A 25,727-nucleotide genomic window follows, 5' to 3' on the forward strand; every position below is an offset into this window, starting at 1 on the left:
GAGGGACAGGCGAGAGCCCCGGCCGCACCACGCGGCCGGGGCTCTCGGCAGACGGGGCGTCACCGCACCGGGTGCCCCGCCTCCCGCAGCGTCTCCTTGACCTGCCCGATCCGCAGGTCCCCGAAGTGGAACACCGACGCGGCCAGGACCGCGTCCGCGCCGGCCTCGACGGCCGGGGGGAAGTCGGTCAGCCGGCCCGCGCCGCCCGAGGCGATGACGGGGACCGTGACGTGCTTGCGGACGGCCCGGATCATCTCCAGGTCGTAGCCGTCCTTGGTGCCGTCGGCGTCCATCGAGTTGAGCAGGATCTCACCGGCACCCAGTTCGGCGGCCCGGTGGGCCCACTCGACGGCGTCGATGCCGGTGCCCTTGCGGCCGCCGTGGGTGGTGACCTCGAACGAGCCCGACTCGGTGCGGCGGGCGTCGACCGACAGCACCAGCACCTGACGGCCGAAACGCTCGGCGATCTCGCGGATCAGGTCGGGGCGGGCGATCGCGGCCGTGTTGACGCCGACCTTGTCCGCTCCGGCCCGCAGCAGCTTGTCCACGTCCTCGGCCGTGCGGACGCCGCCGCCGACCGTGAGCGGGATGAACACCTGCTCGGCGGTGCGGCGCACCACGTCGTAGGTGGTCTCGCGGTTGCCCGACGAGGCGGTGATGTCCAGGAACGTCAGCTCGTCGGCGCCCTCGGCGTCGTACACCTTGGCCATCTCGACGGGGTCGCCCGCGTCGCGCAGGTTCTGGAAGTTGACGCCCTTGACGACCCGGCCGTTGTCCACGTCCAGGCAGGGGATGACTCGGACCGCCAGGGTCATGAATCGCGCTCCTCTAGTGCTCTTCGGAGGGTGTCCCTCTGAATGCTTCCACTTCCACCGACACCAGGACCCGGGAGTCCATGAAGCCCTGCACGATCAGCAGGGTCGTGACCGGGCGTACGGCGTCGAACATCTCCTTGTGCGCCCGGCCCACGGCGTCGACGTCCCGGGCGTGTGCCAGGCACACCCGGGTGCGGATCACGGACTCGGGTGCGAGCCCGAACTCGGCGATCGCCTCCAGGGCGGTGGTGAAGGCGACCTTGGCCTGCTCGTAGGGGTCGCCCTCGCCGTAGAGCACGTCGCCCTTGAAAGCGGTCGTGCCCGCGACCAGTACACGGTCGCCCGCCGCGACGGCACGTGCAAAACCGAAGGACTCTTCCCAGGGACTTCCGCTCTGCACACGCCGCACGGTCATGACGACACAGCCTCCAAGGCCTCTTCCAGGGTGAACGCCTTCGCGTACAGCGCTTTCCCTACGATCGAGCCTTCGACACCGAGCGGGACGAGGTCGGCGATCGCGCGGAGGTCGTCCAGCGAGGACACGCCGCCGGAGGCCACGACCGGGCGGTCGGTCGCGGCGCAGACGTTCCTCAGCAGCTCCAGGTTCGGGCCCTGGAGGGTGCCGTCCTTGGCGATGTCGGTGACGACGTACCGCGCGCAGCCCTCCTTGTTGAGGCGCTCAAGCGTCTCGTAGAGGTCGCCGCCGTCGCGGGTCCAGCCGCGGCCGCGCAGGGTGGTGCCGCGGACGTCCAGGCCGACCGCGATCTTGTCGCCGTGCTCGGCGATGACCTTGGCGACCCACTCCGGCGTCTCCAGGGCGGCCGTGCCGAGGTTGACGCGCGTGCAGCCGGTGGCGAGGGCGGCGGCGAGGGTGTCGTCGTCGCGGATGCCGCCGGACAGCTCCACCTTGATGTCCATGGCCCGGGCGACCTCGGCGATCAGTTCGCGGTTGTCGCCGGTGCCGAACGCGGCGTCCAGGTCGACCAGGTGCAGCCACTCGGCGCCGGAGCGCTGCCAGGCGAGGGCGGCCTCCAGCGGGGAGCCGTAGGAGGTCTCCGTACCGGACTCGCCGTGCACCAGACGCACGGCCTGGCCGTCACGGACGTCGACGGCGGGGAGGAGTTCGAGCTTGCTCACAGGGTTCCGATCCAGTTGGTGAGGAGCTGGGCTCCGGCGTCGCCGGACTTCTCGGGGTGGAACTGCGTGGCCCACAGGGCGCCGTTCTCGACGGCCGCGACGAACGGCTTGCCGTGCGTGGACCAGGTGACCTTGGGGGCCTCGATGGCCGGGTTGTGCGTCTCCAGCGACCAGTCGTGGACGGCGTAGGAGTGCACGAAGTAGAAGCGGGCGTCCGCGTCGAGGCCGGCGAACAGCCGCGAACCGGGCGCCGCCTCCACGGTGTTCCAGCCCATGTGGGGCACGACATCGGCCTGGAGCGGCTCGACCGAGCCGGGCCACTCGTCGAGGCCCTCGCTCTCCACGCCGTGCTCGATGCCGCGCGCGAAGAGGATCTGCATGCCGACGCAGATACCCATGACGGGGCGGCCGCCGGAGAGCCTGCGGTCGACGATCCAGTCGCCGCGTGCCTCGCGCAGGCCCGTCATGCAGGAGGCGAAGGCGCCGACGCCGGGCACCAGCAGGCCGTCGGCGTTCATGGCCTTGTCGTAGTCACGGGTGATCTCGACGTCGGCCCCGGCGCGGGCGAGGGCGCGTTCGGCGGAACGGACGTTGCCGAAGCCGTAGTCGAAGACGACGACCTTCTTCTGCTTGCCCGGGGAGCCGCTCAATTCCACACCTCCAGCCTCACGACACCGGCCGTCAGGCACATCGCGGCGCCGATCGACAGCAGCACGATCAGGCCCTTGGGCATCTTCTGCTTGACGAAGGAGTAGATCCCGCCGACGAGGAACAGGCCGACGACGATCAGCAGGGTCGAGGTGCCGTTCACAGGGCGCCCTTCGTGGAGGGGAGGATGCCGGCCGCGCGCGGGTCGCGCTCGGACGCGTAGCGCAGGGCCCGGGCGAGCGCCTTGAACTGGCACTCCACGATGTGGTGCGCGTTGCGCCCGTAGGGCACGTGCACGTGCAGCGCGATCTGCGCCTGGGCCACGAAGGACTCCAGGATGTGCCGGGTCATGGTGGTGTCGTACTCGCCGATCATCGGCGCCATCTTCTCGGGCTCGGTGTGCACGAGGTAGGGCCGGCCGGACAGGTCGACGGTGACCTGGGCGAGGGACTCGTCCAGCGGGACCGTGCAGTTGCCGAAGCGGTAGATGCCCACCTTGTCGCCGAGGGCCTGCTTGAAGGCGGCGCCGAGGGCGAGGGCGGTGTCCTCGATGGTGTGGTGCGAGTCGATGTGGAGGTCGCCCTCGGTCTTCACGGTCAGGTCGAACAGGCCGTGCCGGCCGAGCTGGTCGAGCATGTGGTCGTAGAAGCCGACGCCGGTCTTGATGTCCGTCTTGCCGGTGCCGTCGAGGTCGATCTCGACGAGGACCGAGGTCTCCTTGGTCACCCGCTCTATGCGGCCTACGCGGCTCATGCGCTCTGCTCCTTCTTCAGTTCACGTACCGCGTCGAGGAACGCGTCGTTCTCTTCGGGGGTTCCGGCGGTGACCCGGAGCCAGCCGGGCACGCCGTTGTCCCGGACCAGGACACCCCGGTCGAGGATCTTCCGCCAGATCGCGTGGGAGTCCTCGAACCGGCCGAACTGCACGAAGTTCGCGTCGGACGCGGTCACCTCGTAGCCGAGGGCGAGCAGTTCGGTGACCAGGCGGTCCCGTTCGGCCTTGAGCTGCTCGACGTAGCCCAGCAGCGTGCCGGTGTGCTCCAGGGCGGCCAGGGCGGTCGCCTGGGTCACGGCCGACAGGTGGTAGGGCAGCCGGACCAGCTGGACGGCGTCGACGACGGCCGGGTGCGCCGCGAGGTAGCCCAGGCGCAGGCCCGCCGCGCCGAACGCCTTCGACATGGTGCGGGAGACGACGAGGTTCGGGCGGCCCTGAAGCAGCGGCAGCAGCGAGTCGCCATGGCTGAACTCGATGTACGCCTCGTCGACCACCACCATCGACGGCTTCGCCGCCTGGGCGGCCTCGTACAGCGCGAGGACCGTCTCGGGCGGTACGGCGGTGCCCGTGGGGTTGTTGGGGGTGGTGATGAAGACGACGTCCGGCTGGTTCTCGGCGATCGCCTTCTCGGCGGCGGCGACGTCGATCGTGAAGTCCTCGTTGCGGGGGCCGGAGATCCAGCCCGTGCCGGTGCCGCGCGAGATGAGGCCGTGCATCGAGTACGACGGCTCGAAGCCGATGGCGGTGCGGCCCGGTCCGCCGAAGGTCTGCAGCAGCTGCTGGATGACCTCGTTGGAGCCGTTGGCCGCCCAGACGTTGGCCAGGCCGACCTCGTGTCCGGAGGTGTCGGTGAGGTACTCCGCCAGCCGTGTGCGCAGCTCGACCGCGTCCCGGTCCGGGTAGCGGTTGAGGTTGCGGGCGGCCTCACGGACCCGCTCGGCGATCCGCTCGACCAGCGGCTCGGGCAGCGGGTAGGGGTTCTCGTTGGTGTTCAGCCGTACGGGGACGTCCAGCTGGGGCGCGCCGTAGGGGGACTTGCCGCGCAGCTCGTCCCGTACGGGGAGATCGTCGATGCGTACGTCGTTCACTTGCCCTGGGGAACCTTCCAGTCGAACCTCGCCTTGATCGCCGCCCCGTGGGCCGGCAGGTCCTCCGCCTCGGCCAGCGTCACCACGTGGTGCGCGACCTCGGCCAGCGCGTCCTCGGTGTAGTCGACGATGTGGATGCCGCGCAGGAAGGACTGGACGGACAGGCCCGAGGAGTGGCAGGCGCAGCCGCCGGTGGGCAGGACGTGGTTGGACCCGGCCGCGTAGTCGCCCAGCGACACGGGCGCCCAGGGGCCGATGAAGATCGCGCCGGCGTTGCGGACCCGGTCGGCCACGGCCGCGGCGTCGGCGGTCTGGATCTCCAGGTGCTCGGCGCCGTACGCGTCGACGACCTTCAGGCCCTCGTCGATGCCGTCGACCAGGACGATCGCGGACTGCCTGCCCGACAGGGCCGGGATGATCCGGTCCTCGACGTGCTTGGTGGCGGCGACCTGCGGCGCCAGTTCCTTCTCGACGGCGTCGGCGAGCTCGGTCGAGTCGGTGACCAGGACGGCGGCGGCCAGCGGGTCGTGCTCGGCCTGGCTGATCAGGTCGGAGGCGACGTGGACCGGGTCGGCCGTGTCGTCGGCGAGGACCGCGATCTCGGTCGGGCCGGCCTCGGCGTCGATGCCGATCCTGCCGGTGAAGTAGCGCTTGGCGGCGGCGACCCAGATGTTGCCGGGGCCGGTGACCATGTTCGCGGGCGCGCAGGACTCGGTGCCGTAGGCGAACATCGCGACAGCCGTGGCACCGCCGGCCGCGTACACCTCGTCGACGCCGAGCAGGGCGCAGGCGGCGAGGATCGTGGGGTGCGGCAGGCCGCCGAAGTCGGCCTGGGCGGGTGAGGCGAGTGCGACGGATCCGACGCCGGCCTCCTGCGCGGGCACCACGTTCATGATCACGGAGGACGGGTACACCGACCGGCCGCCGGGCGCGTACAGCCCGACGCGGTCGACCGGCACCCACTTCTCGGTCACGGTGCCGCCGGGCACGACCTGGGTGGTGTGGGTCTCGCGGCGCTGCGCGCGGTGGACGGTCCGGGCGCGGCGGATGGATTCCTCCAGGGCCGCGCGCACGGCCGGGTCGAGTTCCTCCAGGGCGCGGGTGAGGGCGGCGGCGGGCACGCGCACCTGGTCGAGCCTGACCCCGTCGAACCGCTCGGCGGCGTCGATCAGCGCCGCGTCGCCCCGATGATGCACGTCCTCGCAGATCGGACGCACCTTCTCCAGGGCGGCCGCAACGTCGAAGTCGGCTCGGGGCAGCAGGTCGCGCAGGGCGGGGCCCTCGGGAAGGGCGTCGCCACGCAGGTCGATTCGGGAGATCACGTGCTCAATTCTCTCAGAACCCGGTGAGGCGTCGTTCGCGCGTATCAATGGCTGATACAGAACGCCGCAGGGAGCCGGAAGATCACCCTCACGTGGTGTGTTCGGTACATCACTCAGCGGGCATGAACAGGTGTACGAGGAAGTGACTCACGAGTACCCGGGGAGGAAGGAAGAGCTGTGACCGAGGGGGCCGGCGTGCGTGCCGGGGAGCTGCCCGAGGACCTGACCGCGGCCGAGGCCGGTATGTGGCAGGCCTTCCGCAACGGCACCGTGTACGACCTGACCAGCGGCGACGCCGTGGTGGACGATCCGCACGGCGGCCACCCCTGGGGCGTGGAGCGGACCGTTCGGGCCAGGATCGTCTGCTGGCTGCTCCTGGACGGCCCGCCCGCGCTGGCCGGCCGCGTTTCCTCGCTGAAGCTGGTCGGTGTGCAGGTCAGCGGCTCGCTCGACCTCGCGGGCGGCACAGTGGTGCCGTACGTGGAGATGCGCCGGTGCCGTTTCGAGCGGGACGTGCTGCTGCCGGAGGCCCGCTTCACGACGCTGCGGATGGTGGACTGCTCGGTGCCCCGGCTGGAGGCGGCCCGGGTGCACACCGAGGGCGATCTGCATCTGCCGCGCTGCCGCTTCCACCACGGCATCCGGCTCACGGACGCGCAGATCGGCACGGACCTGATGCTCAACCAGGCGATCGTGCACCGGGACCACAGCGGCCGCTCGATCGCCGCGGACGGCATGACCGTAGGCCAGGACTTACAGGCGGAGCTGCTGGAGTCGCACGGCGAGCTGAGCCTGCGCGCCGCCACCGTCGGCGTCTCGCTGAGCCTGCGCGGGGCGCGTCTGTCCAACCCCTACGAGCGGCTCGCGCTGAACGCCCCGCAGCTGACCGTCGAGCGCAGTCTGTATCTCACGCCCGCGGGGGTCGGCGCCCATGCGATGAGCGGGATGACCCCGGCGCAGGGGACGCGGATCCAGCGCTTCGCGTGCGCGGGCGGGGTCCGCCTGGACGACGGCCGGTTCGGGGACGCCGTCGATTTCGAGCGGGCCCGGTTCACCCTCACGGACGACCAGGAGCTGTCGCTGCGCCGGGTGCAGACGCCGGAGCTGCGGTTCCTCGGGGAGCGGCCGGCGCGCGGGCGGGTGGTGCTGTCCGGGGCGAAGGTCGTCAACCTGATGGACCGGTCGGACGCCTGGCCGGGCCCGGGGCGGCTGCACATGGGCGGCTTCGCCTACGAGAACCTGGTGCCGCGCGGGCCGTTCCCGCTGGCCGAGCGGCTGGACTGGGTGGCGGCCGCGACCGCCGAGTACAACCCGGAGCCGTACGAGCGCCTCGCGGCGGTGCTGCGGGCGGGCGGTGAGGACGAGGACGCCCGGGAGGTGCTGCTCGCCAAGCAGCGCCGGCACCGGGAGAGCCTGCCGATGGCGGCCAAGCTGTGGGGCTACGCGCAGGACTGGACGGTCGCCTACGGATACCGGCCGGGCCGGGCCGCGGTGTGGATGGCGGTGCTGTGGGCGGCGGGCTCCCTCGCCTTCGCGCAGGCGGGCCATCCGCCGATGAAGCGGGGCGAGCACCCGGAGTGGAACCCCACGCTGTTCACCCTCGATCTGCTGCTTCCGGTCATAGACCTGGGCCAGACGGGTTTCTGGCAGCTCCGGGGGGCCTGGCAATGGCTGGCGACGGCGATGATCCTGCTGGGCTGGATCCTGGCCACGACGGTGGCCGCGGGGGCCACGCGGCTGCTGCGGCGCAACTGATGGTGCTGATGTGACCACAGTTGTCGAACTGTCGCGGTTTTACGCTCTCTTGACCATCGGATGTACAACTTTCCGCAGGTTCCATGAACGGTCTGGCGCCGCCATGACCAGCCGACTTTCAATGGTCGGCACCATGGCAATGCAGCTCCCGTTCATCCGCGCGACCCGGATGGCAAGGCCCGTCTCCCGCTTCGCCGGCAGGCCGTACGCCGACGACGAGGTGCTGCTCGACGCGCCCGACGCCCGGCTGAGCCCGGCGCTGGTCGCCGCCGCCCGCGGCGACCACGGGCCGGCCGCCACGCTGCTCCTGGCCACCCGCGCGGCCTCCGAGTGGGAGCGGCGCGACCGGTACGTGACCCGGCTGGCCGCCTTCGCCCGGTCGCGGCCCGAGTGGCTGGACGCCTGGCTCGCGACCGCTCCGCAGGACCCCGACGCACTGCTGGCCGGTGCCCAGCTGGCGGTGGACCGCGCCTGGCGGTCACCGGCCCGGGCCGAGCTGCTGCGTGAGGTGAGCCCGCTGATCACGGCCGCCGCCCGGGGCGACCAGCGGGACCCGGTGCCCTGGCGGCTCGCGCTCGACCACGCCCGGGGCGCACAGGCCGGGCACACGTACTTCGAGGAACTGTGGGCGGCGGCCGTACGCCGCGCCCCGCACCACTACGGCTGCCATGTGGCGGCCCTGCGCTACCTGGCCACCTACTGGCACGGTTCGCACCACGAGTGCTTCGACTTCGCCGACCGGGCCGCCCAGGACGCTCCCTCCGGTGCGCTCGTCCAGGCCCTGCCGCTGCGGGCGGCCTTCGGCTATCTCACCGACCGCTGCGGGCCCGAGGTGCCCCGCGAGCGGCTGGACGCGGCCGCCGACCGGGCGATCGCGCTGTCCCCGACGCTGCCGGCCGCCGACCCCTGGCCGGCCCGGATGCGCAACCTGCTGCTGTTCGTCCTGGTGCGCCTTGAGCGCTGGCACGACGCCGCGGAGCAACTGCGCCTGAACGGCCCGTACGCCACCTCCTTCCCGTGGGACCAGGTGTCGGACGACCCGCTCGGCCACTTCCTGCGGGTGCGCGAGGACGTCCTGAACGGAGCGCCCGGGGACCCGTCCGGGCATCCACGGAGTGAACGGGGCGGACGAGTCCGTCCCGGCGACCATTAGGCTTTTACGTCGTGACCACCGTCCGGCTCCCCCTCTTCCCCCTGAACTCGGTGCTGTTCCCGGGGCTCGTGCTGCCGCTCAACGTCTTCGAGGAGCGGTATCGCGCGATGATGCGCGAGCTGCTGAAGACGCCCGAGGACGAGCCGCGCCGGTTCGCCGTCGTGGCGATCCGCGACGGCCACGAGGTGGCCCCGAGCGCGCCCGGCATGCCCGACCCGACGGCCGTGCCCGAGCGGGGGCCCGCGGCGGGCTTCGGCGCGGAGCCGGCCAAGGCGTTCCACAGGGTCGGCTGCATCGCGGACGCGGCGACGATCCGGGAGCGCACCGACGGCTCCTTCGAGGTGCTGGCGACCGGCACAACCCGGGTGAAGCTGCTGTCGGTGGAGGCGTCCGGGCCGTTCCTGACGGCCGAGCTGGAGCCGCTGGACGAGGAGCCGGGCGACGAGGCCGCGCCCCTGGCGGAGGGGGTGCTGCGCTCGTTCCGCCAGTACCAGAAGCGGCTGGCCGGGGCACGGGAGCGGTCCCTGACGACGGGGGCCGACCTGCCGGACGAGCCGGGCGTGGTGTCGTACCTGGTGGCGGCCGCCATGATGCTGGACACGCCGACCAAGCAGCGCCTGCTCCAGTCCCCGGACACGGCCTCCCGCCTGCGCGACGAGCTGAAACTCCTTCGCTCCGAGACGGCGATCATCCGTAGTCTGCCGTCGTTGCCGGCGTCGGAGCTGACGCGCGGCCCGATGAGCCTCAACTGAGCGGATCGGCATGGCGAAGAAGTCGAAGAAGCAGCAACAGCCGGGCGGCACGCCCGCGACGGTGGCCCTCACGGCGGCGGGCGCGAGCTACACGGTCCACTCCTACGACCACGACCCCGCACACCCCTCCTACGGCGAGGAGGCGGCCGAGGCCATGGGCGTCTCCCCCGACCGCGTCTTCAAGACCCTGGTCGCGGACGTCGACGGCGCCCTGACCGTCGCGGTGGTCCCGGTGGCGGGCCAGCTGGACCTGAAGGCCCTGGCGGCGGCCGTCGGCGGCAAGCGCGCGGCGATGGCCGACCCGGCCCTGGCGGAACGCACGACGGGCTACGTCCGCGGCGGCATCTCACCCCTGGGTCAGCGCAAGAAGCTGCCGACGGTCCTCGACGCCTCGGCATCGGCCCACCCGACGATCTGCGTGTCGGCGGGCAGGAGGGGCCTGGAGGTGGAACTCGCCCCGGAAGACCTGCGGCGGCTGACCGGGGCGGTCCTGGCGCCTATCGGCCGTTAGCCGCAGACGACTCCTGGTACGGCCCGGCCGGGAACTCCGGTTCCGGGTCGCGAGGGCCGAACAGTGCCATGAGGCCGAGGTGCAGCACCAGCGCGGCCAGTGGCCACGCCAGGAGCGCTCCCTTCGCGCCCAGCTTCAGCGGCGCGTCGAAGGTCACGCCCCGTCCGACCTCCCGCGCCTGCGCGATCACGTCATCGGCGGGTCCGAGCCACACCCCGATCCGCCAGGCGAGCAACGACCCGAGCAGTCCGCCGAGGGCCAGCCCCACCACCAGCGGCACACCCCCGCGCCGCCGCAGCAGGAAGACGGCCAGCGCGCTGACGGCCCCGAAGGCCAGCCCGAGCAGCGTGAACGTGCCGTCGACGCCGATGGCCTGCTCCCCCTCGGTGTCCTTGAGGAAGACGACCCAGTTCTTCTCCACCAGGTCGCCGACCAGCGGCACGTGCGGCGCGAGCCACCACCACAGCACTCCGAACAGCACGCCGCCGAGCGCCACGGCCACCGCGATCACGGCGGCTTCCCGCAGTTCCGTCTTCATCCCGGGGCCGTCCTGTCCGTACCAGCCGTGCCCGGCGTACTCGGCGTGCTGCGACCCGGGAGCCGCAGGCCCGGCGTCCGGCGGCTGCCACGCGTCCTGTGCGGAGTGTTCGTGCGGTGGCGGAGGCGGAGTCAGTGGTGCGGTCACCCTGCCATCGTGCCAGGCCCGCCTGTGCGCCGCGTCACCGGACGACCGCTCCGCGCTCAACGGACGGCCGCCCGGCGGTACGCCCAGGTCGCCACCGCCAGCGAGACGACGCCCACGGCCCCGCACACCGCGAGGTCCCCGAGTACGAAGACCCAGTCGGGGTGCGGCCCGAACGTACGCGCGAACGCCTCCACGCCGTACGTCGACGGCAGCAGGTCCCGCGCGAAGCGCACGATCTCCGGCATCCGGTCCGCAGGCAGCACACCCAGCAGCAGCGCCGCCGACATGCCAAGCTGCCCGAGCAGCGTGGCCAGTTCCGGCCGGGGCGCGAGCAGGCCCAGCGCCGCGCCGAGCCCGGCGAGCGCGGCGCCCGCGAGCGGGATCACGGCCATGAGGACCCACAGATGGGCCATCGGCAGCCCGAACAGCACACAGCCGAACACCGCGGTCACCACGGTCCCCGGCACGGTGAACGACGCGTACGCCCCCGCCGCGCCCAGCACCACCGCCGCCGGCGGCACCGGCAGCGTCGCGTAGTGGTCGAGCCCGCCACTGGCCCGCAGCTGCCCGAAGTACTGCGCGAGCAGGTTCAGCGCGACGAAGGCGACCACCAGGACCGACGACCCGGCGACGACGGCCTGCGCCTCCGCCCCGTCGTCCACGACCCCGCGCATCAGGATCATGATCCCGACCGACTGGAAGGTCGCCACGAACAGCAGCGGGATCCGCGCCACCCGTGCCCGGGACAGCTGGGCCCGGTACACGGCCGCCAGCGACGGCCAGAGCCGCGCCCGGGGCCCGAGCTCGGCAGCGCCCGGGGCGGGCCCGTCGGCGGCCAGGGCACTGCCCGGCAGGACTTCGGCGGGTACGACACTCACGTCGCGCTGCTCCCCTTCGCTCGGGTCCACTGCGGCAGTCGCCTTTTCGGTACGGATACGACGTCCGGTGTGCTCACGGCCCGCCCGCCCGGCGCTGTGGTGCTCACACCTTCACCAGCCCCTGCTGCACGGCACCGCCGAGGGCCAGGTACACGTCCTCCAGGCTCGGCGTGGCCAGGGTGAAGTCGTCCAGGGCGGCGAAGGCGGACCCGCCGGTGACGGTCGCGACGACCGCCCTGGCCTCCTCCGGTCCGAGCCGCAGCGTCCAGCGGCGGCCCGACTCCACGACACGGTCCCGCAGCGCGGCCACCTCGGGCACGTGCAGCGGAGCCGCGTCCCGCCACACCAGGTCGACCCGCACCTCGCCGGCGACCTGCTCCTTGAGCCCGGCGGGGGTGTCGCAGGCGATCACCCGTCCCCGGTCGAGGACGGCCACCCGGTCCAGTACGGTCTCGGCCTCGATGACGTTGTGCGTGACGAGCAGCACGGTCGTCCCGTGCTCGGCCCTGCGCCGGTCGACCGCGGACCACACGGCGCGCCGCGCGACCGGGTCCATGCCGGTGGTCGGCTCGTCGAGGACGAGCAGCGGCCGCTCCCCCACCAGGGCCGCGGCGAAGCACGCCAGGCGCCGCTGCCCCCCGGAGAGCTTCTTCAACGGCCGGCCGGCGAGCGGCGCGAGTCCCAGCTCGTCGAGGACGGCGTCCCGCTCGGCCCGGGCCTGCCGCACGTCGAGGCCGCGCAGCCGCCCGGTGGTCTCGGCGGCGAGCGACACGGTCAGCTCGTCGAGGGCGGTCGACTCCTGCCCGAGGTAGGCGAGGATCCGCGAGGCCCGCTCGGGATGGCGCACGATGTCGTGGCCGAGGATCTCCACGCCGCCCCGGTCGGGCCGCATGAGCCCGGTGAGCTGGCGCACGAGGGTGGACTTGCCGGCGCCGTTCGGACCGAGCAGGCCGAAGATCTCGCCGCGGCGGATGTCCAGCGTCACGTCGTCCGTGGCCCGGACCTCGGGTGTTCCCGGGGTGCCGCGCCGGCTGCGGACGGCCGGGTAGGTCTTGGTCAGCCCGCGCACCGCGCACACGACGTCACCATCGTGCCGAAATGCCTGTGCCGCGCGCGTACTCACAAGGGACGAGACTACGGGGTCGGCGGCCTTGGTCCGTCCTCGGGGCGGTCCGTACCGGGAAATCCGCCGGCACGGAACTCAGGCGTCGACGGGCGGGTGCTCCACTCCCGTGCGCACGCTGATCTCCCGCCAGAAGCCGGCCCGGATGGCGTACCGGTCCCGCTCGTCGATCTGGTCGTCCTTGTGGGCGAGCAGGCCGAAGCGGGCGGCGTAGCGCAGCAGCTCACCGTCGACGCGGTGCGGGATGCGCGGGTACATCCCGGACAGCTTCTGCAGGTGGCTCTGGTCGCCCAGGCGCTCGACCCAGCGCCGGGCGAAGACCTGTCCCACCTCGAAGGGGTCACCGCCGACGGTGGTGATGTCCTCCTCGCGGTCGGCCCAGCGCTGCTCCGCCGTGGTCAGCTGGGCGAGCGTCGGCATCGAGGCGGCCTCGGGGGGCTCGGCCGCGGGCCGGTCGACCCAGCCCTTGTCGGAGGACCACCGGAGGGTGGCGGAGGCGGGGTGCTGGGCGGGCTGGGTGCCGGGGGCGCGCAGGGCGGCCAGGTCTTTGGGCGTGGGGACCCCTTTGGCGGCGGGAACACGCTCCTCGGTGCCGTTCTGCCCGGGGGCGGCCTCCTGGTGCCGGGGCTGCGGGGCGGGGCGGTCGGTCGCGGCGCCGAGGGCGGACTCGGGCAGCGGCGCGGAGAGGATGGCGGCGATCTCCGGCCGGGGCGCGGGCTGCGGTGCGCACACCCCGGTGTGGTCCTTGGCGCGGACGGCCTTGGTGATCCACGTACGGTCCAGGACGCGCCGCTCGTCGGCTTCCGCCACCAGGTCCTCGGACTGGTTGTAGTCGCCGTCGGCGGCCTGGACGGCCCACAGGTGGACGGCGACGCCGTGTTCCTTGGCGGCCATCATGCCGGGCAGCAGATCGCCGTCGCCGGTGACGAGGACGACGTCGGAGCAGGCGCGGTTGCGGGCCAGTTCGGTGAGTTCGGCGTGCATCGCGGCGTCCACACCCTTCTGCGCCCAGCGGCCGTCGCTGCGGGTCAGGGCGCCGAGCCGGACGGTGACCCGGGGCATCACGCGCAGTCTGCGGTGCTCGGGCTGCGGAACGCGGTCGGGGGCGCCGTCGAACCAGTAGATGCGCAGCAGCGGCTGCTCGGTGTCGGATTCGGCGCGCTCACGCAGCCCCTGGATGAGGGCGGTGTGGTCGACGGTGATGCGGGACCGTGAGGGCTCCCCGGCGAGGAGACTCGCCGCGGCTCCCAGCAGATACCCAGCGTCCACCAGGACGATGCAGCGGTCCACGCGACTCACCCTCTTCCCAGGAGGTTTGCTTCGGGCTTGCTTCGAGTCTGCCCGACGGCGCGGAGGTTAACGGCCCGAACTCGATCTTCGGCGTGGCGTTTCGGCGCCTCCCGCTCCGACCACCCTGTCACGCACGGTAATTGTCCGACATGCGATCGTTGTCGGCCTGTGTGAATCTGGTCGCGGCCCTGGCCCCTAGTCCCCCACAGGAGGCATCACCATGGCCAAGAACAAGAACCGTGACCGTAAGCAGCAGCGTCCGACCGAGCGTGGCCAGCGGGCCGACCGCAGCCCCGCCTCGCAGACCGAGCCCCAGCCCGAGGTCGAGACGACCCCCGGCGAGATGGCGTCGGCCAAGCGAAAGCGCAGCTTCGGCCACAACTGACGCCTGTGTGACGGGATGTTGATCCCGCGCACATGCAGGAGGGGCGTACCCGGTTGCGGGTACGCCCCTCAAGCGCATCGAGAGCCCGTCTCACCCGGCCAGGCAGGACGGTCCGAGCAGCACCTTCAGGTCGCCGAAGAGTGCCGGGTCCGGCTTCACCCGGTGCCGGTCGAGCCGCAGTACGGTCGTCTTGGTCGGCCCCTGGAGCTTGATCCGGACCTCGCTGTCGCCCTTGTGGTGGCTGAGGACCTCGCCGAGGCGGCTGACCAGCGGCGGGGTGACCCGGGTGGCCGGGATGGTGAGGACCACGGGCGCGTTGGTGCCCGCGTTGGACAGGTCCGGGATCATCAGCTCCATCGCGACGAGCCGCGGGACGTCCTCGCGCTTGTCGAGGCGGCCCTTGACGAACACCACGGCGTCCTCGACGAGTTGCGTCGAGACGAGCTGGTAGGTCGCGGGGAAGAACATGCACTCGATCGAACCGGCGAGGTCCTCGACGGTGGCGATGGCCCAGGCGTTGCCCTGCTTGGTCATCTTGCGCTGGAGGCCGGAGATGATGCCTCCGATGGTGACCACGGAGCCGTCGGAATAGTCACCGCCGGTCAGCTGGGAGATGCCCGCGTCGGCCTTGTCGGACAGGATGTGCTCCAGGCCGAACAGCGGGTGGTCGGAGACGTACAGGCCGAGCATCTCCCGCTCCTGGGCGAGCAGATAGGTCTTGTCCCACTCGTCGGGGGAGAACTCCACGTCGAGCCCGAAGCCCGGCTCGCTGGTCTCGGCCTCGCCCATGCCGCCGAAGAGGTCGAACTGTCCCTCGGCCTCCTTGCGCTTGACCGCGACCACGTTGTCGATCATCGGTTCGTAGTGCGCGGTGAGGCCCTTGCGGGTGTGGCCCATGGCGTCGAAGGCGCCGGCCTTGATCAGCGACTCGGTGGTGCGCTTGTTGCAGACCACCGCCTCCACCTTGTCGAGGTAGTCCGGGAAGGAGACGTACTTCCCCTTGGACGTGCGGCACCTGATGATCGACTCGACCACGTTGGTGCCGACGTTGCGCACGGCGGAGAGGCCGAAGAGGATCACGTCGTCGCCCTGGGCCGCGAAGTTGGACATCGACTCGTTGACGTCCGGCGGGAGCACCTTGATGCCCATGCGGCGGCACTCGTTGAGGTAGACGGCCGACTTGTCCTTGTCGTCCTTCACGGACGTGAGCAGCGCGGCCATGTACTCGGCGGGGTGGTTCGCCTTGAGGTACGCCGTCCAGTAGGAGACGAGTCCGTACGCGGCGGAGTGCGCCTTGTTGAACGCGTAGCCGGCGAACGGGACCAGCACGTCCCACAGCGCCTGGATGGCCTCGTCGCTGAAGCCCTTCTTGCGGGCGCCCTCCTGGAAGAGGACGAAGTTCTTCGCCAGTTCCTCGGGCTTCTTCTTGCCCATCACGCGGCGGAGGATGTCGGCCTCGCCGAGCGAGTAGCCGGCGATGATCTGGGCGGCCTTCTGCACCTGCTCCTGGTAGACGATCAGGCCGTAGGTGACGTCCAGGACCTCCTTGAGGGGCTCCTCCAGCTCGGGGTGGATGGGCGTGATCTCCTGCTGCCCGTTCTTGCGCAGCGCGTAGTTCGTGTGGGAGTTCATGCCCATGGGGCCCGGGCGGTACAGGGCCGACACGGCGGAGATGTCTTCGAAGTTGTCCGGCTTCATCAGCCGGAGCAGGGAGCGCATCGGGCCGCCGTCGAACTGGAAGACGCCGAGGGTGTCGCCGCGCTGGAGCAGCTCGAAGGTCGTGGGGTCGTCGAGCGGGAGGCTCAGGAGATCGATGTCGATCCCCTTGTTGGACTTCACCATCTTGACGGCGTCGTCCATGATCGTCAGGTTGCGCAGGCCCAGGAAGTCCATCTTCAGCAGGCCGAGCGACTCGCAGCTCGGGTAGTCCCACTGGGTGATGGTGACCTTGTCCGTGTGCCTGACCCAGACGGGCACGTGGTCGGTGATGGTCTCGCTGGACATGATCACGCCGGCGGCGTGCACGCCCATCTGCCGGACCAGGCCCTCGACGCCCTTGGCGGTGTCGATGACCTTCTTCACGTCCGGCTCGTTCTCGTACATCGCCCGGACCTCGCCCGCCTCCGAGTAGCGGGGGTGCTCGGGGTTGGTGATGCCGTCCAGGTTGATGCCCTTGCCGAGGACGTCGGCGGGCATGGCCTTGGTGATGCGGTCGCCCATCGCGTACGGGTAGCCCAGCACGCGCGCGGAGTCCTTGATCGCGTTCTTGGCCTTGATGGTGCCGTACGTGCCGATCATGGCGACCTTGTCGGCGCCGTACTTCTCCGTCACGTACCGGATCACCTCGACGCGCCGGCGCTCGTCGAAGTCGATGTCGACATCGGGCATGGAGATGCGCTCGGGGTTGAGGAACCGCTCGAAGATCAGGCCGTGCGGGATGGGGTCGAGGTCGGTGATGCCGAGGGCGTAGGCGACGATCGAGCCGGCCGCGGAGCCGCGCCCGGGGCCGACCGCGATGCCCTGCTTCTTGGCCCACATGATGAAGTCGGCGACCACGAGGAAGTAGCCCGGGAAGCCCATCGAGATGATGGTGTCCATCTCGTACTCGACCTGCTTCATGCGGTCGTCCGGGATGCCGTCCGGGAAGCGGCGGTGCATGCCGCGCAGGGTCTCCTCGCGGAACCAGCTGACCTCGGTGTAGCCCTCCGGGATGTCGAACTTGGGCATGAGGTCGCGCTTCTCGAACATGCCCGTGGTGTCGACCATCTCGGCGATCAGGCGGGTGTTGGCACAGCCCTCCTGCCAGGCGTCCGAGGAGTCGATGGCGTACATCTCGTCCGTGGACTTCAGGTAGTAGCCCGTGCCGTCGAACTTGAAGCGGTCCGGGTCGGAGAGGTTCTTGCCGGTCTGGATGCACAGCAGGGCGTCGTGGGCGGTCGCCTCGTGCGCGTAGGTGTAGTGCGAGTCGTTGGTGACCAGCGGGGGGATGCCGAGCTTCTTGCCGATCTCCAGGAGGCCGTCGCGGACCCGGTGCTCGATGTCGATGCCGTGGTCCATCAGCTCCAGGAAGTAGCGGTCCTTGCCGAAGATGTCCTGGTAGTCGGCGGCGGCCTTCAGGGCCTCGTCGAAGTGACCGAGACGCAGCCGGGTCTGGACCTCGCCGGAGGGGCAGCCGGTGGAGGCGACGATCCCCTCGGACCACTGGGAGATGGTCTCCTTGTCCATCCGGGGCCACTTCTGCAGCCAGCCCTCGGCGTACGCGTCGGAGGACAGCCGGAAGAGGTTGTGCAGACCCGTGCTGTTCACGGCCCACATCGTCTTGTGGGTGTAACCACCGGAACCGGAGACGTCGTCCCGCTTCTGGTGCGGCTGGCCCCACTGGATCTTGCGCTTGTTGCGCCGGGACTCGGGCGCGACATAGGCCTCGATCCCGATGATCGGGGTGACCCCGGCCTTCTGCGCTGAATGGAAGAAGTCGTACGCCCCGTGGAGGTTGCCGTGGTCGGACATGGCGATGTGCGTCATGCCCATCTCGTTGCACGCGTTGAACATGTCCTTCAGCCGCGCGGCACCGTCCAGCAGCGAATACTGGGTGTGGACGTGCAGGTGCGTGAACGGCGGCTTTGACACGGCTGCGGCCTCCAGGGGGAACAGGGGTCGGACGGGCCCGGCAGGCTGCGGACAGCCTGGGGGACAGCGTCGAAGTCTATGCCTCGGCACTGACACCCGGAGGCCTGACCCACGTACCTTCTGGCAAGGGCCGCGGGCACTCCCGCGGGCCGCCGCACGTTAGCCGTCAGGGCGGACCAGCCGCCCTGACACGCATGCACCAGGAGGCACCCAGCGATGTCGTTCCCGCAGCTCGACGAGGAGCACCGCGGTGAGGAGATCCTCGCCGTCTTCGACACCGCCTTCGGCGAGCTCCTGGCCGCCGACCCGGCCGCGTTCCGCGTGAAGTTCCGGAAGATGGCGGCCTCGGCCTTCGCCTTCTACCGCGGGACGGCGTGCCTCTTCTACCACGATCTGGACGAAGAGAAGCAGGGCGGGCCGTACCTGGACGAGCGCACCTCGCGCGTGTGGATCCACGGCGACCTGCACGCGGAGAACTTCGGCACGTACATGGACGCCAACGGCCGCCTGATCTTCAACGTCAACGACTTCGACGAGGCCTACGTCGGCCCCTTCACCTGGGACCTGAAGCGCTTCGCCGCCTCCATCGCGCTGATCGGGTACGCGAAGGCGCTCGGCGACGAGCAGATCAGCGAGCTGGTGCGGGTGTACGCGGGCGCGTACCGCCGGCGGATCCACGCCCTGGCGACGGGCGCGAAGAGCGACGAGGTGCCGCCGTTCACGCTGGACACGGCGCAGGGCCCGCTGCTGGACGCGCTGCGTGACGCCCGCTCGCTGACCCGCTTCGGCCTGCTGGACTCGATGACGGAGATCCGTGACTTCGAGCGCCGCTTCGCCTCGGGAGGCGGCTCGGTCGAGCTGGACGCGGCCACGCGCTACAAGGTCCTCGCCGCCTTCGACGGCTACCTGGAGACGCTGCCGGACAGCTCCCTGGCCCGCCCGGACTCCTACCGGGTGAAGGACGTCGTCGGCCGGCGCGGCATCGGCATCGGCTCGGCGGGGCTGCCGTCGTACAACATCCTCCTGGAGGGCCACAGCGACGCCCTGGAGAACGATGTCGTGATCTACATCAAGCAGGCCCAGACCCCGGCGGTGTCCCGGCACATCACGGACCGGGCGATCAGCGACTACTTCCAGCACGAGGGGCACCGCACGGTCATCTCCCAGCGGGCCCTCCAGGCGCACGCCGACCCGTGGCTCGGCTGGACCGAGCTGGACGGCGCGGGCCAGCTGGTCGCGGAGGTCTCGCCGTACGCGGTCGACCTGGACTGGGGCGACATCGACGACCCGGAGGAGATCGCCCAGGTGGTGGCCGACCTGGGCGGTGCGACCGCCGCGATGCACGCGGCGGCGGACGACCAGTCCGGCGAGTCCCTGGTGCCGTTCTCCACGGAGCGGGCCATCGACGCGGCGATCGCGGCCGACGAGGAGGGCTTCGCGCCGCTGCTGGTCGACTTCGCGCACGGCTACGGCGCCCGCGCCCGTGCCGATCACCAGACCTTCGTGGACCTGTTCCGCAACGGACGGATTCCGGGCCTGTGACGGCGAGGCCTCTCACAGGCATCCTTTAGGGGTCCCTTACAGGCCCCCGTGACACACTCTCCTATCGCTATGGACATATCCGGGATCCCGCTCAGAGCCGTACGCGCGGCGCTGTTCACGGCCGTGGTCGTGACGCTCAGCACCGCGTCGCACGTGCTGCTGTCCGGAGCCCCGCTGCCGGTGAGCACGGTGGCCGCGGTCGCCGCCGCCGTGTTCGTGATCGCGTTCGCCCTGGCGGGCCGCGAGCGCTCCTTCGGGAGGATCGCGGCCCTGCTGATCCCGCTGGAACTGGCCGCCGACACGGTGTTCACCACGGGCCAGCACGCCTGTTACGGCCGGGCGGGCGGCCCGGTCGCCGGCCCCCTGCGCTCGGTCGGCCTCGACGTCCTGTGCGGCAGCGAGGTCGGCACGCCCCTGGCCCGGATGGCCGGAGCCACCGGCAGCGACCGGCTCGCGGCCGCGGTCGCCCATGCCGACCCGGCGACCGCCTGGCTGCTGCTCGGCGCGCACATCGGCGTCGGGCTCCTGGCCGCCGTCTGGCTGCGCCGCGGTGAGCGGGCCCTGGCCCAGCTGCTGCGGGCGGTGACGGCCACCACGTTCCGGCCGCTGCTGCTGGCGGTCGCCGCGGTCGCGGTGGATCGGGCTCCGGCCGGCCGGCACCTGCCGGCGCGAGCCACCGACCGCACGCCCACCGCCCGCGACCGGATCCTCGCGCACTCCCTGGGACGGCGTGGACCGCCGTGCTCCCCCGCCTTCACGTAAGAAGGCACCCGCCGCCGCGGGAGGCCCCGCGCCTTCCCCTGCGGCACTTCCGAGCACCGGCAGTCCCCTACGTATCCCGCACACACAGGTGTGCGCGTCCCCCACGGAGAAGATCACCATGAGCAAGCGCAACAGCCAGTCGGCGAAGACGGCGGCCCGTGAGCGGCTGCGCATCGAGCGCGAGCGCGAGGCCAAGCGGGCGAAGACCAAGCGGCAGGTCGTCGTCGCCTGCTCCATCGTCGGCGTCCTGGCGATAGCCGGCGGCATCGGCTACGCAGTCGTCCAGGCCAACAAGCCCACCCACTGGGAGGCTGTGAAGGACGAGAAGGTCGTCACCCCCGCCAACACCACGGGCACCGACGGGACCACGGTCGTCATCGGCAAGGACTCGGCCAAGAAGACCCTGAAGGTCTACGAGGACGCGCGCTGCCCCGTCTGCGCCCAGTTCGAGCAGACCGTCGGTCCGACCGTGAAGAAGGACATCGACGACGGCAAGTTCAAGATGCAGTTCATCGGTGCCACCTTCATCGACAACAAGGACAACGGCGAGGGCTCCAAGAACGCGCTGAGCGCCATGGGCGCCGCGCTGAACGTGAGCGACAAGGCGTTCCTCGACTACAAGGCCGCTCTGTACTCGGCGAAGTTCCACCCGGAAGAGACGACCGACAAGTTCAAGGACGACAGCTACCTCATCAAGGTCGCGGACTCCGTCCCCGAGCTGAAGGACAACAAGAAGTTCCAGGACGCGGTCGAGAAGGGCACCTACGACGCCTGGGCGATGGCCATGTCGAAGACCTTCGACGACAACAAGGACGGCGTGCAGGGCACCCCGGGCTTCGTCATGGACGGCAAGCAGCTCACCGCCGACAGCCAGGGCACGCCGCTGCTGAATGTGGCCGACTTCAACCGGGTCGTGGGCGAGGCCCTCAAGAAGTGACGGCAGGTCAGGGACCGGTCACCACATGAAGAGCGGGCGAACTTCCGGAGTTCGCCCGCTCCGATGCATACCGACCAGTAACCTGATCGGTCGTGACCAGTCGATACAGATCATCGAAGACGTCCGAGGGCCTCAACTCCCTCACCCCGCGCCGCCGTACGGTCGTCAAGGCCGCGGCGGCGACCGCTGTCCTGGCCGGGCCGCTGGCGGCGACCCTGCCGGCGCGCGCCGTCGACCAGGCACCCGCCTTCCTGCACGGCGTGGCCTCCGGCGACCCGCTGCCGGACGGCATCCTGCTGTGGACCCGCATCACCCCGGTGCCCGAGGCGATACCCGGTTCGGGAGTCGGCCCGGACACCGAGGTGAGCTGGGTCGTCGCCCGGGACAAGGCGTTCACCACCGTCGTCGCCAAGGGCTCCACCACCGCCACGGCGGCCTCCGACCACACCGTCAAGGCCGACGTCCGCGGCCTGGAGCCCGGCACCGACTACTGGTTCCGCTTCTCCGCCGGCGGCACCGACTCCCCCGCCGCGCGCACCCGCACCGCCCCGGCCCACGACGCCGCCGTCCCGGGCCTGCGCTTCGGCGTGGTCTCCTGCGCCAACTGGGAGGCCGGTTACTTCTCCCCGTACCGGCACCTCGCCGCCCGCGGCGACCTGGACGCCTGGCTGCACCTCGGCGACTACATCTACGAGTACGGCACCGGCGAATACGGCACCCGCGGCAAGGTCGTCCGCCCGCACGCCCCGGCCCACGAGATCGTCACCCTCGCCGACTACCGCATCCGGCACGCCCGTTACAAGACCGACCCCGACCTCCAGGCGCTGCACGCCACGGCCCCGGTCGTGGCGATCTGGGACGACCACGAGTTCGCCAACGACACCTGGTCGGGCGGCGCGGAGAACCACACCGAGGGCGCGGAGGGCGCCTGGTCCGCCCGCCAGGCCGCGGCCAAGCAGGCCTACTTCGAGTGGATGCCGGTGCGCCCGGCCATCGCGGGCACCACCTACCGCCGGCTGCGCTTCGGCAAGCTGGCCGACCTCTCGCTGCTGGACCTGCGCTCCTTCCGCTCGCAGCAGGTCAAGGTCGGCAACGGCGAGGTCGACGACCCGGACCGCACGCTCACCGGGCGCGCCCAACTCGACTGGCTCAAGGCCGGGCTGAAGTCCTCCGACACGACCTGGCGACTGGTCGGCAACTCGGTGATGATCTCGCCGTTCGCCATCGGCTCGCTCTCCGCCGATCTGCTGAAGCCGCTCGCCAAACTGCTGGGCCTGCCGCAGGAGGGCCTGGCCCTCAACACCGACCAGTGGGACGGCTACACCGACGACCGCCGCGAGATCCTGGCGCACCTGCGGACGAACGCGATCCGCAACACCGTCTTCCTCACCGGCGACATCCACATGGCGTGGGCCAACGACGTGCCGGTGGACGCCGGGACGTATCCGCTGTCCCCGTCGGCCGCCACGGAGTTCGTCGTCACGTCCGTCACCTCGGACAACCTCGACGACATCGTGAAGGTCCCCGAGGGCACGGTCTCCGCGGTCGCCTCACCCGTCATCCGCGCGGCCAACCGCCACGTCCACTGGGTCGACACCGACCGCCACGGCTTCGGTGTCCTGGACATCACGGCCGAGCGCGCGCAGATGGACTACTACGTGATCTCCGACCGCGCCAAGCGCGACGCGACCGCCAAGTGGTCGCGCTCGTACCGCACCCTCAGCGGCACGCAGAAGCTCGAGCGCGTCCAGAACCCGGTGTAACCGCCTACAGGGTCTCGAGGAAGCCGAGTGCCACCCGCCAGGTGGCCTCGGCCGCCTCCTCGTCGTAGTCGGGCAGGTCGGGGTCGGTGTAGAGGTGGCCGGCCCCGGCGTACCGGTACACCTCGACATCGGCTCCGGTGCGGCCCATCCGGAGGTACCAGGCGCTGAGCCAGTCGTCCGTCTCGAAGGGGTCCGGCTCCGCCACGTGCAGCTGGACCGGCAGGTCCTGCGCGGTGGCGTCCGGCGCGATGTCCGACGTGCCGTGCAGCAGGAGCAGGCCGCGCGCCTTGTCGTCACCGAGGGCGAGGGTTTGCGCGATGGAGGCGCCGAGCGAGAACCCGGCGTACACCAGCCCGCGCTCGGAGTACGGCGCGGCGGCCAGCACCGCCCGCTTCAGCAGCTCCTCCTTGCCGATCTTCTCCTTGTGCTCCATGCCCTCCTCGACCTCCTCGAAGGTGCGCCCCTCGAAGAGGTCGGGCGTCCACACCTCGTGTCCGGCCGCTCGCAGTCGGTCAGCGGCGTGCAGCACCGCGGGCCGCAGCCCGAAGGTCGAGTGAAAGAGCATGATGTTCATGAGGCCATGGTGCCAGCCGGGTGTGACGCCCCGAGTGCGCGGCACTACCCACGACGCAGCAGAAGTCACATGTTCATGCACCCCGGGAGCCGGTTAGGTTCGGGGGCATGGAGAACCTGCTACGACCGCTGATCGTGGTCGGTGGCTCGGTCGTGCTCACGCTGGTGATCGGCTGGGCGACCGACTTCCTGCTGCGCAAGGCCGACGAACGACACCACGAGACCCCGCTGTGGGGCCTGCTCCGCCGTGGCCGCATCCCCTACATGCTGGTCCTCTTCGCGGCCCTGCTGAGAGGGTCGTACGACGAGGCGCAACTGCTGGAGGAGCGCCGTGACGCCATCGGCCAGACGTTGACGCTGGTGCTGATCGGGTCGACCGCCTGGCTGGTGATCCGTATCGCGGCGGCGATCGTCGAGACGTCCTACAGCCGGTACGCCCACGCCCGTGCCCACCGCGACCCGGCCCGGGTCCGCCGGGTGCGCACCCAGGTGACGCTGATCATGCGGGTGGTGTCCGCGGTCGTCGGAGTGGTGGCCGCGGCGAGCATGCTGCTGACCTTCCCGGCCTTCAAGGCGGCCGGTGCGTCGCTGCTGGCCTCGGCCGGAATCCTCGGCATCGTCGCCGGTGTCGCCGCCCAGTCCACGCTGAGCAACATGTTCGCGGGGTTCCAGATCGCCTTCGGCGACATGGTCCGCATCGGGGACACGGTGGTGGTGGACGGCGAGTGGGGCACGGTCGAGGAGATCACGCTGACGTTCCTGACCGTCCACACCTGGGACGAACGCCGCATCACCATGCCGGTGTCGTACTTCACGTCCAAGCCGTTCGAGAACTGGTCGCGCGGCACCCCGCAGATGACGGGGATCGTCTTCTGGCACGTCGACCACTCGGCGCCGGTGGAGGCGATGCGCGACAAGCTCCGCGACATCCTGCGCGAGTGCCCGGCCTGGGACGGCCGCGCCTGCAACCTGTCCGTCACGGACACCACCCCGAACACCATGCAGGTGCGGGCCCTGGTGACGGCCAAGGACGCGGACGACATCTGGACGGTGCGGGTCACGGTCCGCGAGGAGATGATCCACTGGCTGACCCGCGAGCACCCCTACGCGCTGCCCCGGGTCAACACGGCGGACGCGGCGCTCCCGCCGTCCTCCGGCAGCAACGGCCACCGGCCGTCCTCCGAGGCCGTACCGGCCCAGCAGCGCCGCTACCACGGCAACGGTTCGGGGCGGCCCGAGCGCTGACCACCACTCGGACGTGAGGAGGGGCTCCCCGCGGCGCGGGGAGCCCCTCCTGCTTACCGCCGGCTCAGTGGCCGCGCTCGGCCCCGCCGTTGACCTGGATGATCTGCGAGGTGATGTGCCCGGCACCCGGGGAGGCCAGCCAGTGCAGGGTCGCGGCGACGTCTCCCGGGGTGCCGGCCCGTCCGTTCGACGTCTCGCCGATGAGCCGGGCCCGGCGCTCCTCGGCCATCGCGTCACCGAAGAACTCGGTGTCCTCGATGTAACCGGGCGCGACCACGTTCACGGTGATGCCACGCGGCCCCAGTTCGCGGGCCAGGTCGTGGGCGTAGGGATGCAGCCCGGCCTTGGCCGCCGCGTACGCCCCGCTTCCGGATCCCCGGTAGGCGGCGATGGAACCGAGGAACAGCACCCGGCCGCCGGGCTCGGCCAGCCGCGGCTTCAGCGCCTCGGTGAGCAGGACGGCGGTCAGGGTGTTGAGCCTGAAGTTCACGTTCCAGGTGTGCGCGACAGCTGCGAGGGGATCGCCCTGCGGCGCCTCCGGTTCGAGCAGCCCGCTGCCGCCGGCGCTGTGCACGAGCACGTCCACCGTTCCCAGCTCGCGCTTCACGAAGGCGGCGACACCGCGCACGTCCTCCGGCTCGGCGAGATCGGCCGCGTAGGTCGACGCGCCGGGCACCTCGGCCTTCTCCAGCACCTCGGCCCGCCGCCCGAGCAGCAGCACCCGGTCCCCGTCGGCGGCGAACACCCGGGCCGCCGCGAGCCCAATTCCCGTACCTCCACCACTGATTACTACATTCCGTGCCATGGGAACGACCCTACGACGCCCCGGCGGCCCACCGTCAAACCGACAGCCCCGGCCGCGCGCCGTCGCATCAACAGCCCTGGCCGGGGCCGCCCGCCGTCGCATCAACAGCCCTGGCCGGGGCCGCCCGCCGTCGCATCAACAGCCCTGGCCGGGG

25 protein-coding genes are annotated in these 25,727 nt (G+C 71.2%); 10 read left to right on the forward strand and 15 right to left on the reverse strand.

Annotation, left to right across the window (positions count from 1 at the left end; all coding sequences use genetic code 11):
- Positions 1–59: 59 nt before the first annotated feature.
- From hisF to hisD, 8 genes are read right to left on the reverse strand one after another with little or no spacing between them, the layout of a single operon-like run.
- Complete coding sequence (gene hisF / locus AB0937_RS05350; protein WP_184912460.1) at positions 60–815, reverse strand: imidazole glycerol phosphate synthase subunit HisF; 756 nt, start codon at positions 813–815, stop codon at positions 60–62.
- A 13-nt stretch (positions 816–828) separates the two neighbouring features.
- Positions 829–1,230, reverse strand: a complete 402-nt coding sequence (locus tag AB0937_RS05355) for a RidA family protein (protein ID WP_366709588.1) — start codon at positions 1,228–1,230, stop codon at positions 829–831.
- Positions 1,227–1,952 carry a bifunctional 1-(5-phosphoribosyl)-5-((5-phosphoribosylamino)methylideneamino)imidazole-4-carboxamide isomerase/phosphoribosylanthranilate isomerase PriA gene (gene priA / locus AB0937_RS05360; RefSeq protein WP_366709589.1) on the reverse strand — a complete coding sequence of 242 codons (726 nt, stop codon included), beginning with the start codon at positions 1,950–1,952 and terminating at the stop codon, positions 1,227–1,229. Before priA ends, AB0937_RS05355 begins: the two co-directional genes overlap by 4 nt.
- Positions 1,949–2,608 (reverse strand): imidazole glycerol phosphate synthase subunit HisH, encoded by a 660-nt coding sequence (gene hisH, locus AB0937_RS05365; protein ID WP_366709591.1) that lies wholly within the window; start codon positions 2,606–2,608, stop codon positions 1,949–1,951. The genes priA and hisH overlap by 4 nt, the downstream gene beginning before the upstream one ends.
- Positions 2,599–2,763, reverse strand: a complete 165-nt coding sequence (locus AB0937_RS05370; protein ID WP_234849249.1) for a hypothetical protein — start codon at positions 2,761–2,763, stop codon at positions 2,599–2,601. The genes hisH and AB0937_RS05370 overlap by 10 nt, the downstream gene beginning before the upstream one ends.
- Complete coding sequence (hisB, locus tag AB0937_RS05375) at positions 2,760–3,353, reverse strand: imidazoleglycerol-phosphate dehydratase HisB (RefSeq protein ID WP_053671868.1); 594 nt, start codon at positions 3,351–3,353, stop codon at positions 2,760–2,762. The genes AB0937_RS05370 and hisB overlap by 4 nt, the downstream gene beginning before the upstream one ends.
- Positions 3,350–4,462 carry a histidinol-phosphate transaminase gene (locus AB0937_RS05380; protein ID WP_366709593.1) on the reverse strand — a complete coding sequence of 371 codons (1,113 nt, stop codon included), beginning with the start codon at positions 4,460–4,462 and terminating at the stop codon, positions 3,350–3,352. Before AB0937_RS05380 ends, hisB begins: the two co-directional genes overlap by 4 nt.
- Positions 4,459–5,784 carry a histidinol dehydrogenase gene (hisD, locus tag AB0937_RS05385; protein ID WP_366709595.1) on the reverse strand — a complete coding sequence of 442 codons (1,326 nt, stop codon included), beginning with the start codon at positions 5,782–5,784 and terminating at the stop codon, positions 4,459–4,461. Before hisD ends, AB0937_RS05380 begins: the two co-directional genes overlap by 4 nt.
- A gap of 177 nt (positions 5,785–5,961) precedes the next feature.
- Between hisD and AB0937_RS05390 the strand changes: the two genes are divergently transcribed.
- The 4 genes from AB0937_RS05390 to ybaK all read left to right on the forward strand — a co-directional run bounded on the left by AB0937_RS05390 (position 5,962) and on the right by ybaK (position 9,955).
- Positions 5,962–7,539: an oxidoreductase gene (locus AB0937_RS05390; protein ID WP_366709597.1), complete on the forward strand. Its 1,578-nt coding sequence runs from the start codon at positions 5,962–5,964 to the stop codon at positions 7,537–7,539.
- A gap of 121 nt (positions 7,540–7,660) precedes the next feature.
- Entirely contained in the window at positions 7,661–8,692 is a 1,032-nt protein-coding gene (locus AB0937_RS05395; protein ID WP_366709736.1) for a hypothetical protein, read from the forward strand.
- Positions 8,693–8,703: 11 nt separating this feature from the next.
- Positions 8,704–9,444, forward strand: a complete 741-nt coding sequence (locus tag AB0937_RS05400) for an LON peptidase substrate-binding domain-containing protein (RefSeq protein WP_366709599.1) — start codon at positions 8,704–8,706, stop codon at positions 9,442–9,444.
- Between the two features lie 10 nt (positions 9,445–9,454).
- Positions 9,455–9,955 carry a Cys-tRNA(Pro) deacylase gene (gene ybaK, locus AB0937_RS05405; protein ID WP_366709601.1) on the forward strand — a complete coding sequence of 167 codons (501 nt, stop codon included), beginning with the start codon at positions 9,455–9,457 and terminating at the stop codon, positions 9,953–9,955.
- Here ybaK and AB0937_RS05410 read toward each other — a convergent pair.
- From AB0937_RS05410 to AB0937_RS05425, 4 genes are all read right to left on the reverse strand, one after another.
- Positions 9,942–10,640 carry an AAA family ATPase gene (locus tag AB0937_RS05410; RefSeq protein WP_366709603.1) on the reverse strand — a complete coding sequence of 233 codons (699 nt, stop codon included), beginning with the start codon at positions 10,638–10,640 and terminating at the stop codon, positions 9,942–9,944. The two genes, ybaK and AB0937_RS05410, sit on opposite strands and share 14 nt — an antisense overlap.
- 56 nt (positions 10,641–10,696) lie before the next feature.
- Positions 10,697–11,518: an ABC transporter permease gene (locus AB0937_RS05415; RefSeq protein WP_366709604.1), complete on the reverse strand. Its 822-nt coding sequence runs from the start codon at positions 11,516–11,518 to the stop codon at positions 10,697–10,699.
- A gap of 103 nt (positions 11,519–11,621) precedes the next feature.
- Positions 11,622–12,596: an ABC transporter ATP-binding protein gene (locus AB0937_RS05420; protein ID WP_366709606.1), complete on the reverse strand. Its 975-nt coding sequence runs from the start codon at positions 12,594–12,596 to the stop codon at positions 11,622–11,624.
- 123 nt (positions 12,597–12,719) lie between these two features.
- Positions 12,720–13,931: an NYN domain-containing protein gene (locus AB0937_RS05425; RefSeq protein ID WP_366709607.1), complete on the reverse strand. Its 1,212-nt coding sequence runs from the start codon at positions 13,929–13,931 to the stop codon at positions 12,720–12,722.
- A 220-nt stretch (positions 13,932–14,151) separates the two neighbouring features.
- Between AB0937_RS05425 and AB0937_RS05430 the strand changes: the two genes are divergently transcribed.
- Positions 14,152–14,316: a hypothetical protein gene (locus AB0937_RS05430; RefSeq protein WP_234845049.1), complete on the forward strand. Its 165-nt coding sequence runs from the start codon at positions 14,152–14,154 to the stop codon at positions 14,314–14,316.
- 90 nt (positions 14,317–14,406) lie between these two features.
- On the opposite strand, the gene dnaE is transcribed toward AB0937_RS05430, so the two are convergent.
- The gene (dnaE, locus tag AB0937_RS05435; RefSeq protein ID WP_366709608.1) at positions 14,407–17,946 is read right to left on the reverse strand and encodes a DNA polymerase III subunit alpha; all 3,540 of its coding nucleotides are present in this window, start codon (positions 17,944–17,946) and stop codon (positions 14,407–14,409) included.
- Between the two features lie 216 nt (positions 17,947–18,162).
- Between dnaE and AB0937_RS05440 the strand changes: the two genes are divergently transcribed.
- The 4 genes from AB0937_RS05440 (at position 18,163) to AB0937_RS05455 (ending at position 22,950) form a co-directional block, all read left to right on the forward strand.
- On the forward strand, positions 18,163–19,488 hold the full coding sequence (locus AB0937_RS05440; RefSeq protein ID WP_366709610.1) for a DUF2252 domain-containing protein: 1,326 nt from the start codon (positions 18,163–18,165) through the stop codon (positions 19,486–19,488).
- 69 nt (positions 19,489–19,557) lie between these two features.
- Positions 19,558–20,250 carry a hypothetical protein gene (locus AB0937_RS05445; RefSeq protein ID WP_366709611.1) on the forward strand — a complete coding sequence of 231 codons (693 nt, stop codon included), beginning with the start codon at positions 19,558–19,560 and terminating at the stop codon, positions 20,248–20,250.
- 118 nt (positions 20,251–20,368) lie between these two features.
- Entirely contained in the window at positions 20,369–21,187 is an 819-nt protein-coding gene (locus AB0937_RS05450) for a thioredoxin domain-containing protein (protein WP_366709612.1), read from the forward strand.
- Between the two features lie 92 nt (positions 21,188–21,279).
- Positions 21,280–22,950, forward strand: coding sequence for an alkaline phosphatase D family protein (locus AB0937_RS05455; RefSeq protein WP_366709613.1), 1,671 nt, complete (start codon positions 21,280–21,282; stop codon positions 22,948–22,950).
- 4 nt (positions 22,951–22,954) lie between these two features.
- Here AB0937_RS05455 and AB0937_RS05460 read toward each other — a convergent pair whose 3' ends face one another.
- Complete coding sequence (locus AB0937_RS05460) at positions 22,955–23,524, reverse strand: dienelactone hydrolase family protein (RefSeq protein ID WP_366709615.1); 570 nt, start codon at positions 23,522–23,524, stop codon at positions 22,955–22,957.
- A 107-nt stretch (positions 23,525–23,631) separates the two neighbouring features.
- On the opposite strand from AB0937_RS05460, the gene AB0937_RS05465 reads away from it, so the two are divergent.
- Positions 23,632–24,768, forward strand: coding sequence for a mechanosensitive ion channel domain-containing protein (locus AB0937_RS05465; RefSeq protein ID WP_366709617.1), 1,137 nt, complete (start codon positions 23,632–23,634; stop codon positions 24,766–24,768).
- A 64-nt stretch (positions 24,769–24,832) separates the two neighbouring features.
- On the opposite strand, the gene AB0937_RS05470 is transcribed toward AB0937_RS05465, so the two are convergent.
- A complete protein-coding gene (locus AB0937_RS05470) occupies positions 24,833–25,573 on the reverse strand; it encodes an SDR family oxidoreductase (protein WP_366709618.1) in 741 nt (246 codons plus the stop codon).
- Between the last annotated feature and the right edge of the window lie 154 nt (positions 25,574–25,727).

Origin of the sequence: Streptomyces sp. NPDC047880, from assembly GCF_040706515.1 — a bacterium.
GTDB lineage: Bacteria > Actinomycetota > Actinomycetes > Streptomycetales > Streptomycetaceae > Streptomyces.

Excerpts from the sequence above, each read along its gene's own strand:
- AB0937_RS05445 (WP_366709611.1), top strand. The coding sequence starts at position 19,558 with ATGGACATATCCGGGATCCCGCTCAGAGCCGTACGCGCGGCGCTGTTC.
- AB0937_RS05460 (WP_366709615.1), bottom strand. The coding sequence starts at position 23,524 with ATGAACATCATGCTCTTTCACTCGACCTTCGGGCTGCGGCCCGCGGTG.
- AB0937_RS05395 (WP_366709736.1), top strand. The coding sequence starts at position 7,661 with ATGGTCGGCACCATGGCAATGCAGCTCCCGTTCATCCGCGCGACCCGG.
- AB0937_RS05430 (WP_234845049.1), top strand. The coding sequence starts at position 14,152 with ATGGCCAAGAACAAGAACCGTGACCGTAAGCAGCAGCGTCCGACCGAG.
- AB0937_RS05440 (WP_366709610.1), top strand. The coding sequence starts at position 18,163 with ATGTCGTTCCCGCAGCTCGACGAGGAGCACCGCGGTGAGGAGATCCTC.
- hisB (WP_053671868.1), bottom strand. The coding sequence starts at position 3,353 with ATGAGCCGCGTAGGCCGCATAGAGCGGGTGACCAAGGAGACCTCGGTC.
- hisF (WP_184912460.1), bottom strand. The coding sequence starts at position 815 with ATGACCCTGGCGGTCCGAGTCATCCCCTGCCTGGACGTGGACAACGGC.
- AB0937_RS05470 (WP_366709618.1), bottom strand. The coding sequence starts at position 25,573 with ATGGCACGGAATGTAGTAATCAGTGGTGGAGGTACGGGAATTGGGCTC.
- ybaK (WP_366709601.1), top strand. The coding sequence starts at position 9,455 with ATGGCGAAGAAGTCGAAGAAGCAGCAACAGCCGGGCGGCACGCCCGCG.
- AB0937_RS05450 (WP_366709612.1), top strand. The coding sequence starts at position 20,369 with ATGAGCAAGCGCAACAGCCAGTCGGCGAAGACGGCGGCCCGTGAGCGG.
- AB0937_RS05465 (WP_366709617.1), top strand. The coding sequence starts at position 23,632 with ATGGAGAACCTGCTACGACCGCTGATCGTGGTCGGTGGCTCGGTCGTG.
- AB0937_RS05355 (WP_366709588.1), bottom strand. The coding sequence starts at position 1,230 with ATGACCGTGCGGCGTGTGCAGAGCGGAAGTCCCTGGGAAGAGTCCTTC.